The following is a 16,572-nucleotide window of genomic DNA, read 5'->3' as shown; positions in this document are numbered from 1 at the left end:
TATTACATTAAGAGTTTTTTATTTTCTCAAAAGAGGAAAAGGCCTTTTGCTAAGTTTTAGAAAAGAAATATTCAACGATAGGAATTGTATCAAGCTTAGGAGTTATATTAAGCCACTTCAAAACCTTTTCTTTCTCCTCCCAACGGACTTTTTTGTTTTCCATTTTTTTAAGAATTTGAGAGGCATACTCAGCCTTGGGATCACCCAATTTTCTGAAGTATCCAATCATCTCAAAAACCCTCATCACAGTGCGTTCTTCTAGAAAAAGAGATCTCAAATGCTTTTCCGCGTAATGACGAAGCTTTAAAGGGGGGCTCATTAAAATTGAATCTTCCTTTTCCGCAAAAATAAGGTCTTTGACCAAAGGGTGATCATCATCAAAGATGAGATAACCTTTGAAAATGTTATGTTTTTTTACATAAGTTGTTTGAGAAGAAAACTTCGAGAGTGGTATGTGATCACCCAGCATATCATAAAGAAGAGCCACCCGGGTTAAATAACGTGTTCGTTTCTCAAGATTATTAATTTCATAGCCGTAAATGAATCCTTGTAATTTTGCCGTATCCTCATCGGGGGGCGGGCAACCTTGAAGCAATCGAGAAATAGATCGCATAAAATTATAGGAGTATAAATCGCCTTCACCCCCATTTAATTTGAGGCCATAGATAAAGTAGTTTATTTTTGGAATGTCTAAATTCGAAATGAAAGCTAGGACTTGATTCCAATTTCCTTTGGCGATTTTGTTTTGTGTATAAAGAAGGGCGAGGGTCTCAAGTCGTTTTGATATTAAATCGAAATCAACACGTAAAGTGTGTTTTTGGGAATCATCAGTCCGGAAAGACTCTGAATAAGACAATCTCAGGATTTGTGTTTTTTCATCAGTCCCTAGATCTTTTAAATAGTGCTTACTTAAAAAAGAGGAGAGGAGGGGATCCCAAAAATCAAAACCATATTCACGTGAATACTCAAAAAAATAATTACGTTCTTGAGGTGTTGATTTCCAAAAGATTTCAAACCTTTTGTCTGGATCAAGCTCTTCCCAATCCTCTACGGAAATAGAGGTTTTTTTGACTGTAATCTGATTTTTCTTCTCTTCATTTTCAGGAGTTTCTGAGGTGTTTACAGCGAGAAGATTTCCTCCGAAAAGGGCAAGGAATGAGGTACAGATCATAAGGTGGCGAAAACACATAAAGGATCCTGCTGTGATTTTTTTGATTTTCATGTGTTTCAGGAAAATAGTTTTTGGAATCCCCGTCAAGGGATAAATCTGTGGAGAGATGAAAGTCCATTATGTTTCATTCACACCCTGGGATAACTTTGATCACAGCTTCAAATCCCCTGCTGGAATTTGGGATGAAACCTGATAAGATGGCAAAAGTTAACAAAAACGTCTTTTATCCTGAATTTCATCAGGAGTTATGCAGAGGTTTTCCACAAGGGAGTGTGGGTAATGCGGATTTTGGGGCTTACCGGCGGAATTGGTGCAGGAAAAACAACAGCAAGCCGTCTTTTGGCGTATCTTAAAATTCCTGTGCACTGTTCGGATCAAGCAGTTCACAAGATGATGGCGCACACTCAAACCGTGATTGAAAGTATAAAGTCCCATTGGCCAGAAGTGATTCAAGGGGGGGCTGTGAATCGGCGGGCTCTTGGAAATATTGTCTTTTCAAATGAGGAGGCTTTAGAGATTTTAGAACGCATTATTTTCCCGGAAGTCTATGTAGCACAAAGGCGATTTTTAAAAAAGCACGCTCGTCTTCGGACACCGTGGGTGGTTTTGGATGTTCCGCTTCTTTTGGAAACAGGGGCTCAGATGCGTATGGATTGTGTGACCTCGTTAATTGCCCCTCAAAACATGAGAATTCGTCGTATTTTAAGGCGACCAGGTATGAGAGAAGGGATGATTCAAGGTGTTCTCAAGCGTCAAGTGGATGATCAAACGCGAAGGCGGAAGTCTGATTTTATTTTGCATTCTGGCTTGAACTGCGGTAGTTTGCTGCCTCAGATCAATGTGATGTTAAGCCGTTTACCTCAAAAAGGGCGACCTCATTGGCGACCCGGGTGGGGCCTAGCCTGGAAGAAGTAATACTAGGTTACCTCATTTTAAGGAGTAAAACATATGTTGTTTGCCAAATCTAAGTTATTACTAACTGCTACCTTCTTCTCATTTGCTTTGACCTCACCTGTGTGGGCTATCGGGGAAGATAAAGACTCTCGAATAGGTGTAAAACCTGTGCCTGTTCTTAAAGAAATTCCTGTGGACGAACTCAAGGTCATGAACAGCAAGATCTCCACGTCTATAAATTATTCTTATAATAGTGAAGATAGTCCTCAAAGAATTATGGATAAATTAGCCGCATACTTTTCCTCAGAAAACCCCAATTTATTTAAGAGAGAAAAATTAACATTTGTGAATGGTTATCTATGTGGAAGGCCACATAATTCTAATACTGCAATGGAATTTCTCGCATTCTTAGAGTTTTTAAAGCACGTTCCTGGGAATATAGACACTTTGAATGAAATTCTTCCTCAGAGGGCAACACCCTATTCTTATTTTCAGCTAAATGAGGGCATACAATCCAAGTTATATGATCTAGCTTCCTCACAAGAAATTGAGAAAAAATGGTCCTTAAAAGATAGTTTTTACAACGCAGTAAGTTCATTCATTCGGAACGATCCTCGTGATGATATGGCGGTTGCTCTGGCCATTGGGCTTTATACGAATGCGCTTACAAGAGAGCGTGTTTATTATCCTGTTATTTCTTCTATTGAAAGTGTTTATTTCAATAAGGGTTTAAGAAAAAAATTCTTTGAAGGGCTTTTCAAAAATCGTCTCTTTGATGATAAAATACAGCCCTCTCACCAAAAAGAAACAAATATTTTTGTAGCTTCTTATGCGGTCTCCTCTTTTCTGAAAAGTGCCACCCTAGAGGATTATAGGAGTACAATGCTCTTTAAGGACGCCATAGATTTTAGAAATAATTATGCTGGGCAAATTAGTGATATGAAATTACTAGTGAAAAAAGAAAAACGAAATGAACCAACGAAAGAAAATCTCGAATGGCCACTCTGGAACTTGGGAGCAAAGTAGCAAGAGGTTCCTCCCTTTACCCTTTAGTCTTCGCAAGTTTTCATGAGGCGGCCATGCTTTTTATATCTTTCCTAATGGCAAACGGTGCTGTATTTCTTATTGAAAGAGAACCTAACCTTAATATATCAAAGCATGCGTGAAATTGTACTCGATACAGAAACAACGGGACTCGATCCGGGAAAAACCAAGGAATCTGGACATCGCTTGGTGGAAATTGGATGTCTTGAGCTTGATAATCTCATTCCCACGGGACGTGTTTTTCATTGTTATATCAATCCTGAGCGAGACATGCCCGCAGAAGCGCAAGCCATCCATGGGCTTTCCGGTTCATTTTTAAGTCAACACCCCATTTTTGAAAAACATGTGGATTCCTTTTTAGATTTCATTGGGGATGCGCCCTTGGTGATTCATAACGCTAGCTTTGATATGAAGTTTTTAAATGCGGAATTAGGGTGGCATGGGCGTGAAATTTTACCCATGACGCGGGCTTTGGATACACTCAAACTCGCCCGGTCTTTGTTCCCTGGGGCACCGGCCAGTTTAGACGCCTTGTGTAAGCGCTTTGAAATTGATCTTTCAGGACGTGAAAAACATGGTGCCCTTTTGGATGCGGAGCTTTTAGCGCAAGTTTATTTGGAACTTAAAGGCGGACGCCAGCCTGGATTTAGTTTCGCGAGTGCCTCTAAGGAAAAAGCAGCTTTAGAGGAAAAAGTGTGGAAACGCAAAGACCCTTTACCCTCGCGGAATTTCCCTCTTACACCTGAGGAAAGAGAAAATCACGAAGCCCTTCTTCAAAAATTCAAAGAACCCCTCTGGAAACAGGGGTAGGATTATTTGATGGAAGGAGCACAATCCCTGTTCAGGTCAGCGACGGAGTAGCTGTTTTCATAACTATCTCTCCAGCAGCAATTTTTTGCGCTTGTGACAAGAGGGGAGACTTTATACATCTCCCCTGTTTCTGACGTTTTTTCTATGCGTTTGTTGCTTGGGTTTGTTGTGTGACTTCTTGATTCTCGCGCGCTAATTGTTGTTGGTAGAGGCTCGCAAAATCAATGGGGGTCAACATCAAAGGAGGGAAGCCACCTTCTTGAACTGTGGATGCCACAATGCTGCGGGCGAAGGGGAAAAGAATGCGCGGGCATTCCACCATCAAAATGGGGCGGATATATTCTTCGGGAACATCTTTGCCAATGGTAAAAAGACCAGCATACAAAAGCTCTAAAATAAAGATGCTTTCTTTATCGCGCAGGCAATTCACTTTCACATGAAGACCCACTTCAAAATTTTTCTCTGATACATGGTTGGCTTGGGCTTCGATATTAATATCGAAATGTGGTCGATCACCACCCTGGAAAAGAGCCTTAATCGCATTAGGTGTTTCAAAGGAAAGATCCTTTACATATTGACCCACAACGGTTAATGCGGCTTCTGCACTTTCTGGAGCTTCATGAAGCCCATTTGTTTCTTTTACCTCTGTTGTGTCCAAACCATTTTTTATTTTTTCTTTTTTTGCCATTTTTCAACTCCTTTATGATTTTACGAAACCACGATCATGGATTCAATTGGCTCTAATTACAATATATAACATGACTTCTGATAAGAAATCGTTAAAATTTGTGAGATATCCTTTAATTGACATGAATTGCAATGTTTTCGTGAGCACTGGATCATTGTGAAATCTTGTGTTAAAGAGCCTCAGGTTATTAACATAAGAAGACGATATTATGGAACTTGAAGTTGTCATCTTGGCAGCCGGCCAAGGCAAACGTATGAGGTCTGTCCTTCCCAAAATTTTCCATCCTTTGGGCGGAAAACCTATTTTGGATTATGTAATTGAAACGGCCTTGTCCTTAAAACCTCAAAAAACGGTTTTGGTCTTAAGCCCCATTCTGGAGAAATATGCTTTTTCTCGCGTAAGTGCGACTGTCTTTCAAGATCCCCCTCAAGGTACAGGAGACGCCGTGAAATGTGCACTTCCAAAATTGAATTGTAATGGAGATGTCTTGGTTCTTTTTGGGGATACCCCTTTGGTCACGAAGGATACGTTAGATCGTCTTATTCAAAAAAAATCAGAAGATTCAAGTTTGGGCGTTTTGGTTTTGGGAATGGAACCCGAAACACAATCGGGATATGCGCGCTTGAAGGTTTCTTCAGAAGGATATCTTGAAGAGATTATTGAAGATAAAGACGCCAATGAAAAAGACAAAGATATCCGCATTTGTAATTCCGGTGTGATGCTAGTTGAAGGGGGCCTTTTAAAAGACCTTTTGCCCAAATTGACGCCTAACAATGCCCAAGGTGAATATTACCTGACAGATTTGGTAAAACTAGCCCGAAGCACGGGGAGAAAGTGCGGGTATGTCACAGGTCATCCTGATGAGTTTATGGGAATTAATTCCCGAGAAGATATGGCGCAAGTGGAGACAATTCTTCAAAATCGCTGGCGGAAAAAATTTATGGCAGAAGGCGTGACATTAAGGGATCCGGCAAGTACCTATTTTAGTTATGATACAGACATTGCTCATGATGTGACTATTCATCCTGGCGTTGTTTTTGGGTCTGGCGTTAAAATTGAAACGGGGGCTGAAATTCTTCCCTATTGTAGGATTTCTGAATCCCACATCGGGCCTTGGGCGGTTGTGGGGCCTTTTGCACATTTAAGGCCAGGAACGAAATTAGAGGAAAAAGCTGAAGTCGGAAACTTTGTTGAGGTTAAAAAATCAACCTTCCGCAAAGGTGCTAAAGCAAAGCATTTGTCTTACGTGGGCGACACGGATGTGGGTGAAAAAGCCAATATTGGTGCAGGTACCATTACGGCCAACTATGATGGATTTTCAAAATTTAAAACGAAAATTGGTGCGCACGTTTTAATTGGCTCAAACTCCACTTTGGTGGCCCCTGTGGATGTGGAAGCTGGCGCGATTGTGGGTGCCGGAAGTGTGATTACAGAAGATGTTCCTCAAGATACCCTTGCCCTTGCCAGAGGCAGACAAGTGAATTTGGAAGGCCGAGCGAAGCTCTTTCGAGACGAACATCAAAAGAAAAAGGAAGCTTAAATTATGTGTGGTATTGTTGGAATTGTTGGAAACAAGAACGTTGCGCAAAGGCTCATTGAAAGCTTAGGGCGACTTGAGTATCGCGGCTATGATTCGGCAGGGATTGCCTCCGTTTATCAAGGAAAAATTGAGCGTAGACGCGCCATAGGTAAGCTAATTAACCTTGATAAACTTGTTCAAAGTGAACCTTTGCAAGGGCATACAGGCATTGGTCATACGCGGTGGGCGACTCATGGGGAACCTTCTGAGCGTAATGCGCATCCGCACTCCAATGGTCGAGTCGCCGTTGTCCATAATGGTATTATCGAAAATTATGCCGAGATTCGAAAGGCACTTCAAGCCAAGGGAATTTCGTTTGAGAGTGATACGGACACCGAAGTCGTTGTTCATTTAATTACCTCGTATTTGGATGAAGGATTACCACCTCAAAAGGCCGCTCAAAAAGCCTTTCATGAACTTGAAGGGGCCTATGCTTTGGGTGTTATTTTTGAGGGATATGATAATCTTCTTATTGGGGCCAGAAAAGGGGGGAGTCCTCTGGCGGTTGGTTATGGCGATGAAGAGATGTATTTGGGATCAGACGCCATGGCTTTGGCCTCTTTAACAAAAAATCTTTCTTATTTGGAAGAGGGGGATTGGGTTGTTTTAAGTCCAAAACGCGTGACTATTTATAATCAAGTAGGTGAGGAAGTGGATCGTCCCAAAAAGACGAGCCAAGTTTCTCTTGAGTCCTTGAGTAAGAAAAATTATCGCCATTTTATGCTTAAAGAAATTCATGAGCAAAAAGATGTGATTGAGGAAACTTTGGCAGAAGTTGCAGAAACCATAGATCACCTTTCTTGGGATTTTCTTAAAATCCCAAGGCTCACAATTGTGGCGTGTGGAACATCTTATTACGCAGGACTCGTTGCTAAATATTGGTTCGAACAAATCGCAAGACTGCCTGTGGAAATAGATATTGCTTCTGAATTTCGTTATCGGACCCCTCCTATGGAAACGGGGGGGCTTTCCCTCTTTATTTCCCAATCGGGGGAAACGATTGATACATTGGCGGCCCTTGAATATGCAAAATCACAAGGTCAACATATTCTCTCCATCGTGAATGTTCCCGAAAGCTCGATTTCACGGGCTTCTGATGTCACACTTTTGACAAAAGCAGGTCCTGAAATTGGGGTAGCCTCGACAAAAGCGTTCACAACACAGCTTGTCGTTTTGTCGTATTTGGCCATTTCCATTGCGTTGAAAAGAGGACAGATCACAGATGAAAAAGCCATGCAATATCGCCATGATGTGCAAGGTGTTGCACAAGGGATTGAGCTTGCCCTTTTGAAAGAATCTGAGATTGAAAAATTGGCCCACAAAATGGTCAAAGCGCGTGATATTCTTTATCTGGGTCGGGGTGTTAGTTATCCTATTGCTATGGAGGGTGCACTTAAGCTTAAGGAAATTTCCTATATTCATGCCGAAGGTTATGCTGCGGGCGAAATGAAACATGGTCCCATTGCTCTCATCGACGAATCTGTGCCCGTAATTGTTGTGGCACCATTTGATGATGTTTTTGAAAAAACAATCTCCAATGCGCAAGAAGCCCTTGCACGAGGGGCTCAACTCGTTATCATCACGGATGAAAAAGGAAAAGCCAAACTGCATGAGATGGTGACGGATGTGATTATGATGCCAGAAACAACTTTATTCACAAGTCCATTGATTTATACGATTCCTGTTCAACTTTTGGCCTATTATACAGCCCTTTTAAAGGGCACAGATGTGGATCAACCACGAAACCTCGCAAAATCTGTGACGGTGGAATAGGAGACAAAAATGTCATGTAAGCTTCGCTTTGCCCCCAGTCCCACCGGCTATTTACATTTAGGAAATGCGCGGACGGCCTTAATTAATTGGCTTTACGCTCGGGCCCATGGCGGAGAGTTTGTCTTACGTATGGACGACACAGATCTCGAGCGTTCAAAAGATGAGTATGCCCAATCTATTTTTGAGGATATGGCCTGGTTGGGACTGAACCATGATCATTTTTTCAAACAATCTGATCGTCTGAAGCGTTATGAAGGGGCCGCAGAAGAGTTAAAATCCATGGGTCGTCTTTATCCGTGTTATGAAACTTCTGAGGAATTGGATCTTCAGCGAAAAATACAGCTCTCTTCAAATCGTCCGCCGATTTATAATCGTGCCGCTTTAAAATTGACGGATGCTGAAAAAGAAAAATACGACGCTGAGGGGCGTCAACCCCATTGGCGTTTTAAACTCGATCCCGGTGTTGTCGAATGGAATGATATGGTGCGGGGTATTGTCCGCTATGAGGGGCAACATTTAAGTGATCCCGTTCTTATCCGAGAATGTGGAAGCCCTGTTTATACATTAGCTTCTGTTGTGGATGATAAAGACACAGGCATCACCCATATTTTAAGGGGAGAAGACCACGTTACCAATACGGCCGTTCAGATCCAGCTTTTAGAAGCTCTCTCAGGAAAACCGTGCACAATTCAATTTGGTCATACAGCGCTTGTTTCAGGTGCTCAAGGAGAGGGACTTTCTAAACGCGAAGGAAGCCAAAGCTTGCGAGAGCTTCGATTTGAAGGCATGGAGCCCATGGCGATTAATAGTCTTTTGGCGCGTCTTGGAACGTCGGACGCGGTTGAACCCAGTATTGATTTGAGGGGATTGGTCGAGACATTTGATATTCAAAAATTTGGAAGGTCCACCCCTAAATTGGATCCTCAAGAACTTTGGCAAATGAATGCCAAAATTCTTCATATGATGCCTTATGATGTTATTGAAAAAGAACTCAAGACGTTGGGCCTTCCCGAAATCACTCCTCCATTTTGGTCTGTGATTCAAGGCAATTGTGAAAAACTCCAAGACGTGAAATCCTGGTGGGAGATTTGTTATGGAAATATCTCCAATTCTGTTGAGGAAGTTGAATTTATCGATATTGCTTTAGGGCTTCTGCCCGAAGATCCTTGGGATAACTCCACATTTCAAGAATGGGCTGGGCTTTTAAAAGGGGAAACGGGCTTAAAGGGCAAGGCCTTGTTTATGCTTTTACGTAAAGCACTCACAGGACTTGATCACGGTCCTGAACTCAAGGACTTGATTCTTCTGATGGGACGCCTCAAAGTGAGCCAAAGATTAAAAACCGCTAAAAACTAAAAGGGCAATCATGGACATTTATCTCCACAATTCTTTATCTCGCAAACGTGAAAAATTCACGCCCTTGAGCTTAGAATCCGTGGGGCTTTATGTCTGTGGACCGACAGTTTATGACCGAGCTCATATTGGAAATGCCCGTCCCTATACGGTCTTTGATGTGTTTGTACGTCTTTTAAGGCGACTTTACCCACAAGTGACGTATGTTCGAAATATCACCGATATTGATGATAAAATTATGGATGCTGCAAAAAAGAACGGGGAAGATATTTCTGAATTAACCCTTCGTACAACGCAGAAATTCCACGAGGATATGGCGGCTATTGGCAATTTTGCACCAGATATTGAACCCCGCGCCACAGGTCACGTAAGCGAAATGATTTCAATGATTGAAGATCTCATTGAAAAAGGTCATGCGTATGCTGCGGAAGGACATGTTCTTTTTTCGGTTAAAACGTTGCCGTCTTATGGTGAACTTTCGGGGGTGAATCAAGATGAAATGCTCAGCGGCGCCCGGGTGGAAGTGGCTCCTTATAAAAAAGATCCTGAGGATTTTGTGTTGTGGAAGCCATCCCTTCAAGATGGTATTATGCCCGGATGGGAAAGTCCTTGGGGATATGGTAGACCCGGTTGGCACATTGAATGCTCGGCTATGTCCTCGAAATATTTAGGTCAGACATTTGATATTCACGGCGGTGGACAGGACCTTATTTTTCCTCATCATGAAAATGAAATTGCGCAAAGCAAAGGATGCCATCACGGTGCCCCATTGGCCCGATATTGGGTCCATAATGGCATCTTGACTGTGGGCGGTGAGAAGATGTCAAAATCCTTGGGTAATTTTATTACTGTTGATGATTTGCTCTCCAAAATGCCTGGGGAACTTATCCGATTTGTGATTCTCTCTACCCATTATCGGCAGGCTTTGGATTGGAATGATCAGGCTGTCACACAAGCCAAAAGTGGGTTGGACCGCCTTTATAATGCCCTTCGGGGACGCGTGATTCAAGAGCAAGAGTTGTCTCTTGACCATCCCCTCGCTTTGGCATTGGCTGAGGATATCAACACACCTTTGGCCATAAGCTATCTTCATGAACTTGCCACAAATATTAATAAATCCAAATCTGAGGACGAGAAAAACAAACTCGCCAGTGAACTTAAAGCGACAGGTTTTGTGTTAGGGCTTTTGCAACAAGATCCAGAAGTTTGGTTTCAAGGGGACTTTCAAGATGATGAAATCATCTCCCTTATTGAAGCGCGAGAAGAAGCCCGCAAACGTCGTGATTTTACGGAGGCTGATCGTCTTAGGGATGCTCTTTTAGCCAAAGACATTATCCTTGAAGATAGTCCTCAAGGGGCCTTATGGAAACGTAAGGGTTAACTCAATTGTAGGAGTTTTTATGCGTTATTTGATCCTGTTCTTTTTAAGTGTTTTTTTGAGGATTGCTCCTCTTTTTGGGATGATAACGGATGATGCTCCAAGCACTACACCCCCGGTGAAAATAGCTATTTTTGATATTCATGGAACAGTGGCATGGCCATTGCGAGAAAACGAATTTAATCGTGTAAGCCCTCACATTCCCACGCTAAAAAAACTACCCACAGCTATTGATAATCTCTTCCATATTACAATTCCTTATATTGAGGTTTTGATGAATTGGCTTTTGGAGCATGATTGGAAAATTATATTTTTCACAGCGGCAGATAAGGAGGTGGGTGAAGGGTTTGTGAATGATCTTGTAACCTCCTTTTGGCCTAATAAAAAAGTTCAGAATTTAAAAGATCAAGTCCAATTTCAACTGTTTACCCGAGAGCATATAAAAATAGTGAAAGGGCCACACCCCGTAAAACCTAATCTTTATAGTGAAGTTCAAAAAAAATGGGGAAATCCGAAAGACTTAAAAAAAACCTCTGATGAAGGCGTTCCCAAAAAATCATTACGTTCAATTTTGGGTGATCAATTTCCCCATGCCATTTTATTTGAGGATAGTTCAGAAAATGTTGATTATGGAGAAGAGGTTCATGTTCCCTTGGATCCAAAAGTAGATCGATTGAAAACGGCGACTTTTGATGTTGAGTCCTATCTCAAAAATATTCGGCAAGAAGACAAGCCGTTAGAAAAATATTATTTTAATTTGAAAACAGATGGTTTGTTTGCTCTCAATAATGCGTATTATTGCCTGGGAATTTTATCAAAAATTGATGAAGTGATGATGAAAAATCCTAAAATAACTACAAGACGTGCTCTTGAAGGAATTCTTTTTAAAGAGAACGTTGAAACCCTCATAAAAAATCTTGACTCACAATTAAAATTTTTACCTGTAGGGCTTTATAAAACCATCGAGCATAATCTTAAAATTTCCTTAGAGACACAAACCAAAACCTATCTCGATAAAAAAGAAACACGTGAATTTGTAGAGAGTGGTCTTCAGATTGTTCAAAAAACCGATCCCCAGTCTAAAATTTATTTTGATCCCAAAGATTATTTGCCCCATCTTTACCAAATGGAGAATCAGAAAAAATGACAGGGATGTTGCTTCTTTATTTCAATGACGATGTTTCAAATTGAAAATCTGACATGGAAGGATACAAATGGATGGGGATTTACCTCTCTTGCCATCGCGCTTTTGCCTGGGGAAGCGCTTATTTTAAAAGGCGCCAACGGGGCGGGGAAGTCGACATTATTGAGGATTTTAGCGGGCCTTATTCCGAGTACGATTATGATCCCTCCGATGCTACGCCATTATCTGGGGCACAAGTTGGGGCTTATCGAAAACCTAACGGTGGAACAAAACCTGAAGATCTTTGAAAGTTTATCGGAAGACAATTCAAAAAATAATATTATTAACTTGTGGCAACTGGAACCTCTTTTAAAAACGAAAGTGCGTCATCTTTCCCAAGGTCAAAAGCGACGGGTGGCTCTCTCCCGACTTCATTTTGAAAAGCGGCCTTTGTGGCTTTTGGACGAACCTATGGCAAGCCTGGATCATGCCATGAAAGATCTTTTTTGGGAGCATCTTAATGTCCATCTCAAATCGGGGGGGCTTGCGATTTTAGCGCTTCATGAGGAAGCTCAAATTGAATGCTACCCACAAATTTTAAACCTGGATGTAAAGGCTCATGATGTTTTTCAAACTCTTGCTGCGTGAACTTCAGGTTCTCAAATCTCAATCGGGATTAGGTCTGCAAGCTATGGCCGCCTATGCCCTCATGGTGAGTCTTTTTCCCTTTCTTTTAGGCCCCTGGCCCCATCTTTTGGCGCAAGCAGGCCCTGCTTTTATTTGGCTGATGAGTCTCATGATCTTTTTGATGGTGATGCCCCAGATTTTTCAAAAGGATGTAGATGAAGGCGGAATTGATCTTTTGAGAACCACTCCCTTTTCTCCTCTCATGATTTTGAGTACAAAAGGCCTGGCGCTTATTTTGGGGCTAGGACTGCCGCTTCTTCTTGTTACAATTTGTCTCAGCCTTCTTTATGACATGGGCTCTGAAAGTCTTTTCTTCCTTTGGATTACTTTGGCATTGAGTTTTCCGCTCTTGATTTCGTTTGTGCTTTTTGGATCCATCTTGGGCGCCTCATCCCAAACAGCGGGCAGTTTTTTTATTGTCTTTTTGATTCTGCCCTTTACATTACCGCTCGTGCTTCTTTCCCTTCAAGTCATTGAAGAAGGAAGTTTAATGGGATCTTTTCGTTTGATTCTTGCGCTCAATCTCGTCATGATACCGTTCAGTTTGGGGATGGCGTCATACATGATGAGGGATGTGTTTGCACGATGATACATACGCTCGCAAAACCACGGATATTTTTTAAATTCGGCGATTTTCTTTTGCCGTTACTTTTCATTGCGCTTATGATTTTGGCGCCGTGGGGACTTTATGAGGCCCTTGTCCTTTCCCCTGTTGATTATCAGCAAGGAGAGGCGGTGCGGATTATGTATGTACATGTGCCGGCGTCGTGGATGGCTTTGGGTGCTTATACGGGGCTAGCAATTTCAAGCCTTTTTTATCTCGTGTGGCGCCATCCTTTGGCTGATATTTTGGCCGAAGCGATAGCACCTCTGGGGACAGTTTTTACGGCCTTGAGTTTGATAACAGGTGCCATTTGGGGGAAACCCATGTGGGGTACGTGGTGGGTTTGGGACGCGCGATTGACCTCCGTATTGGTTCTATTCTTTATTTATCTTGGCTATCTTTTTTTAAGGGCCTCCATTGAAGATCCTTATTTAAAAGGTCGGATTTCCGCATTCCTCGCTCTTTTTGGAATGATCAATTTACCCATCATTAAATTTTCTGTGGAGTGGTGGAATACGCTCCATCAACCTGCGAGTGTTTTTCGTGCGCAAGGTTCTGCCATTCATCCGGGAATGATGGCACCACTCATGCTTATGGCCACCGTTTATGTTTTGGTTTTTGTGATTGCCCTTTTTTGGCGTGCAAAAGCCCTTTGGAAAAATCGAAAAATGGCGGCGCAAAATGCTATTTGAGCCTTATACATTTTATATTTTAGGGGCCTATGGATTTGCCATCTTAGGCCTTCTTGGCATGTTAATTGGCGCGTATCTCAGTTATCAAAAGGTAATGCGATCGGACCGATGAAACCCAAACATAAACGACTTTTAATGATCTCAGGCGTTTTGGGGTGTTTTGGCCTTGCGGCTTTTCTTGTGATGAGTGCTTTGGAAGATAATATCGTCTTTTTCTTTTCCCCTTCTGAAATTTACACCAAAGTCAAAGATCCTCAAAAATTAGTGCGCTTGGGTGGTCTTGTTGAAAAAGGAAGTCTGAAACGTGAAGGCACAAAGGTTCATTTTATTGTAAGCGATGGATCTGCCAAACTCCCCGTGATTTATGAAGGAATTCTTCCCGATTTATTTCGGGAAGGCCAAGGTGTTGTGAGTTTGGGATATCTTAAAAAAGATCATTTCGAAGCCCAAGATGTTTTGGCCAAGCATGACGAAAATTATATGCCGCCCGAGGTGGTGGACGCTTTGAAGAAAACAGGACGTTGGCAAGATGCTGAGTGAACTTGGGGAATTGTGCTTGGTTTTGGCGACAGGCTTTTCAGGCGCGCAAATGATTGGCTCTTTTTGGGGCGTTGTCAAAAGCCAACGGCGGGGGGAGGTTTTGGGACAAGTCTCCCAAATGCTCAGTTTTAGTTTTTTGGGCGTGGCCTTCTTTACTCTCATGTGGGCCTTTGTGGTGAGTGATTTTTCTCTTTATTCCGTAGCCCTTCATGGTCACAGGGATATGCCGCTTTTATATAGGATTTGTGCGGTGTGGGGGCATCATGAAGGGTCCCTTTTGCTCTGGACACTTTTTTCTTCAAGTATTGGTGTGGGGTTCATTTTTCAACTCAAAAGTTCTCTTTGGTTATCGCGCCTTTTGGCGATTCAAGGAATGCTTACATTTTTGTTCCTCCTGTTTCTTCTCTTGTCCTCAAATCCTTTTGAGAAGTTACCGTTTCTCTTGCCTGAAGGTGAATCCCTCAATCCCCTTCTTCAAGATCGGGCTCTCTCGTTTCATCCCCCTATTTTGTACGCAGGATATGTGGGTATGGCCTCTCTTTATACTTTTGCATTCGCAGCCCTCTGGCGGGGGGATATTGATAAGGACTGGACTTTAGCATTGCGACCTTGGGCCTTGGGGGCGTGGGGATTTTTAACCCTTGGCATTGCTATGGGAAGCTGGTGGGCCTATTATGAACTTGGATGGGGTGGATGGTGGTTTTGGGATCCTGTGGAAAATGCCTCCCTCATTCCCTGGCTTTCGGCCACTGCCTTTCTTCATACGTTAAGGACGCTTCAAAATACAGGAAGCCTCAAATTGTGGACACTGAGTCTGGGGATCCTCACATTTGGTTTGTGTTTGCTCGGCACTTTTTTGGTCCGATCAGGGCTTATTACCTCTGTTCATGCTTTTGCGCTTGATCCTGAGCGGGGCATTTGGATTTTCTCGATTCTTTTGGTTGTTATGGGGCTTGCGGTGGGGTTTTTGATGATACGGGCGCGCAACTTTATTTCAACGCTTCCTCTTTCGTTTCTCCAGTATTCAGGATGGATGGTCGTTAATAGTCTCGTTTTGATGGTGGGGCTTTTGACCGTCATTTGGGGGACTTTTTATCCGTTGATTCTGCAAAGCTGGAATGGGTCTCAGATTTCTGTGGGGCCACCTTTTTATGAAGCCACATTTGTCCCCATGATGATGCCGCTTCTTCTCATCATGGGGGCGCTACCTTTTATGTCTTGGACAGGGAAATCTCAAAATCTTCAAAATCTTTCTTATAGCGGGGTTGGAGCTTTGATATTTCTGGGACTCGGTCTCTTTTGGGTACATCCTCAAAGTTTGATGGTGCTTTTGGGGCTCACGCTTTTGGGATGGCTTTTTGCAGGAACTTTGCGGTGGGGAAAACTTACCCAACTCAAAGTCCCGGGCGCTTTTGCGCACTTTGGTTTTGGAATTTCCATCTTGGGGATGATGTTATCGACCCTTGGAAAAGAATCGACTATGCTGTCATTGCAAGAAAATGTCCCCGCACGGATCGGGCATTATGAGCTCACGCTTCAAGGCATTACAGGGGGACAAGGGCCTAATTATGTGTTTGAGGAGGCGACCCTCGTTCTTTCGAAAAATGGAGATTTCAAAGGCTACCTCAGGCCCGAGCGACGCCTTTATTGGCCCAACAATGTCCCCCTTCATGAAACGGCCATTTGGAGCAATGTTTTCACCGACGTTTATGTTGTATTGAATGAAGAGCTTCCGGGTGGCGGACGCCTGATTCGTGCGACAATTTATCCTTTCGTCTCTTTCATTTGGATGGGCTGCCTTATTATGGCGCTGGGGGCTTTGGTTTGGGTGATTTCGAATTTGCGTCTACCTTCGCGTTGTTTTTTAAAAGTGCAAACTGCAAGCCTGTTTTTCCTCTTTTCTCTCAATGCGACTTCGCCAGAAGCACGAGCTCTTTTTGAAGAAATCAGATGCCCCGTTTGTATAGGACAATCCGTTGTAGATTCAGGATCTGAAGAATCTCTCGAAATAAAATCTTTCATTGAGACGTCTTTGAATAAGGGTTTTTCGCAAGAGGAAATCAAACAAAACTTGGTCTTAAAATATGGCGAGAGGATTCTTTTAAATCCCCCCTTCAATGCTAATACCTATTTTCTTTGGGGGACTCCTTTTGCGCTCGTCTTTCTTGTGGGGGGAGGATTTGTCATTCGGTTTTTGAGAAGAAGATAGAGTTTTTGAAGGGGAGTGAGAGATGCC

The 16,572-nt window shown here is 42.6% G+C and carries 16 protein-coding genes; 14 read left to right on the top strand and 2 right to left on the bottom strand.

Annotation, left to right across the window (positions count from 1 at the left end):
• Positions 1–49: 49 nt before the first annotated feature.
• Positions 50–1,222, bottom strand: coding sequence for a hypothetical protein (locus tag Bealeia2_RS00400; RefSeq protein WP_331255203.1), 1,173 nt, complete (start codon positions 1,220–1,222; stop codon positions 50–52).
• 228 nt (positions 1,223–1,450) lie between these two features.
• Here Bealeia2_RS00400 and coaE point away from each other — a divergent pair, with 228 nt between their 5' ends.
• The 3 genes from coaE to dnaQ all read left to right on the top strand — a co-directional run bounded on the left by coaE (position 1,451) and on the right by dnaQ (position 3,919).
• A complete protein-coding gene (gene coaE, locus Bealeia2_RS00395; RefSeq protein ID WP_331255202.1) occupies positions 1,451–2,086 on the top strand; it encodes a dephospho-CoA kinase in 636 nt (211 codons plus the stop codon).
• Positions 2,087–2,119: 33 nt separating this feature from the next.
• Entirely contained in the window at positions 2,120–3,091 is a 972-nt protein-coding gene (locus tag Bealeia2_RS00390; RefSeq protein ID WP_331255201.1) for a hypothetical protein, read from the top strand.
• Positions 3,092–3,223: 132 nt separating this feature from the next.
• Complete coding sequence (dnaQ, locus tag Bealeia2_RS00385) at positions 3,224–3,919, top strand: DNA polymerase III subunit epsilon (protein ID WP_331255200.1); 696 nt, start codon at positions 3,224–3,226, stop codon at positions 3,917–3,919.
• Positions 3,920–4,061: 142 nt separating this feature from the next.
• Here dnaQ and secB read toward each other — a convergent pair whose 3' ends face one another.
• Positions 4,062–4,607: a protein-export chaperone SecB gene (secB, locus tag Bealeia2_RS00380; RefSeq protein ID WP_331255199.1), complete on the bottom strand. Its 546-nt coding sequence runs from the start codon at positions 4,605–4,607 to the stop codon at positions 4,062–4,064.
• A 208-nt stretch (positions 4,608–4,815) separates the two neighbouring features.
• Here secB and glmU point away from each other — a divergent pair, with 208 nt between their 5' ends.
• The 11 genes from glmU (at position 4,816) to Bealeia2_RS00325 (ending at position 16,545) form a co-directional block, all read left to right on the top strand.
• Positions 4,816–6,147: a bifunctional UDP-N-acetylglucosamine diphosphorylase/glucosamine-1-phosphate N-acetyltransferase GlmU gene (glmU, locus tag Bealeia2_RS00375; protein ID WP_331255198.1), complete on the top strand. Its 1,332-nt coding sequence runs from the start codon at positions 4,816–4,818 to the stop codon at positions 6,145–6,147.
• A 3-nt stretch (positions 6,148–6,150) separates the two neighbouring features.
• Positions 6,151–7,959 (top strand): glutamine--fructose-6-phosphate transaminase (isomerizing), encoded by a 1,809-nt coding sequence (gene glmS, locus Bealeia2_RS00370; protein ID WP_331255197.1) that lies wholly within the window; start codon positions 6,151–6,153, stop codon positions 7,957–7,959.
• A gap of 9 nt (positions 7,960–7,968) precedes the next feature.
• Positions 7,969–9,315, top strand: a complete 1,347-nt coding sequence (gene gltX, locus Bealeia2_RS00365; RefSeq protein WP_331255196.1) for a glutamate--tRNA ligase — start codon at positions 7,969–7,971, stop codon at positions 9,313–9,315.
• 10 nt (positions 9,316–9,325) lie between these two features.
• The gene (gene cysS / locus Bealeia2_RS00360; protein WP_331255195.1) at positions 9,326–10,693 is read left to right on the top strand and encodes a cysteine--tRNA ligase; all 1,368 of its coding nucleotides are present in this window, start codon (positions 9,326–9,328) and stop codon (positions 10,691–10,693) included.
• Between the two features lie 115 nt (positions 10,694–10,808).
• Positions 10,809–11,837, top strand: coding sequence for a hypothetical protein (locus Bealeia2_RS00355; RefSeq protein WP_331255194.1), 1,029 nt, complete (start codon positions 10,809–10,811; stop codon positions 11,835–11,837).
• A gap of 24 nt (positions 11,838–11,861) precedes the next feature.
• Positions 11,862–12,461, top strand: coding sequence for a heme ABC exporter ATP-binding protein CcmA (gene ccmA / locus Bealeia2_RS00350; protein WP_331255193.1), 600 nt, complete (start codon positions 11,862–11,864; stop codon positions 12,459–12,461).
• Positions 12,433–13,089: a heme exporter protein CcmB gene (locus Bealeia2_RS00345; RefSeq protein ID WP_331255192.1), complete on the top strand. Its 657-nt coding sequence runs from the start codon at positions 12,433–12,435 to the stop codon at positions 13,087–13,089. The genes ccmA and Bealeia2_RS00345 overlap by 29 nt, the downstream gene beginning before the upstream one ends.
• Positions 13,086–13,796: a heme ABC transporter permease gene (locus tag Bealeia2_RS00340; protein WP_331255191.1), complete on the top strand. Its 711-nt coding sequence runs from the start codon at positions 13,086–13,088 to the stop codon at positions 13,794–13,796. Before Bealeia2_RS00345 ends, Bealeia2_RS00340 begins: the two co-directional genes overlap by 4 nt.
• The gene (gene ccmD / locus Bealeia2_RS00335) at positions 13,786–13,908 is read left to right on the top strand and encodes a heme exporter protein CcmD (RefSeq protein ID WP_331255190.1); all 123 of its coding nucleotides are present in this window, start codon (positions 13,786–13,788) and stop codon (positions 13,906–13,908) included. Before Bealeia2_RS00340 ends, ccmD begins: the two co-directional genes overlap by 11 nt.
• Positions 13,905–14,336, top strand: coding sequence for a cytochrome c maturation protein CcmE (gene ccmE, locus Bealeia2_RS00330; RefSeq protein ID WP_331255189.1), 432 nt, complete (start codon positions 13,905–13,907; stop codon positions 14,334–14,336). The genes ccmD and ccmE overlap by 4 nt, the downstream gene beginning before the upstream one ends.
• Entirely contained in the window at positions 14,326–16,545 is a 2,220-nt protein-coding gene (locus Bealeia2_RS00325) for a cytochrome c-type biogenesis CcmF C-terminal domain-containing protein (protein WP_331255188.1), read from the top strand. Before ccmE ends, Bealeia2_RS00325 begins: the two co-directional genes overlap by 11 nt.
• The last annotated feature ends 27 nt before the right edge of the window (positions 16,546–16,572 follow it).

Origin of the sequence: Candidatus Bealeia paramacronuclearis (genome assembly GCF_035607555.1) — a bacterium.
GTDB lineage: Bacteria > Pseudomonadota > Alphaproteobacteria > UBA9655 > UBA9655 > Bealeia > Bealeia paramacronuclearis.
The sequence above is the reverse complement of the archived record's forward strand: the minus strand, read 5'-3'. Positions and strand labels throughout refer to the sequence as shown.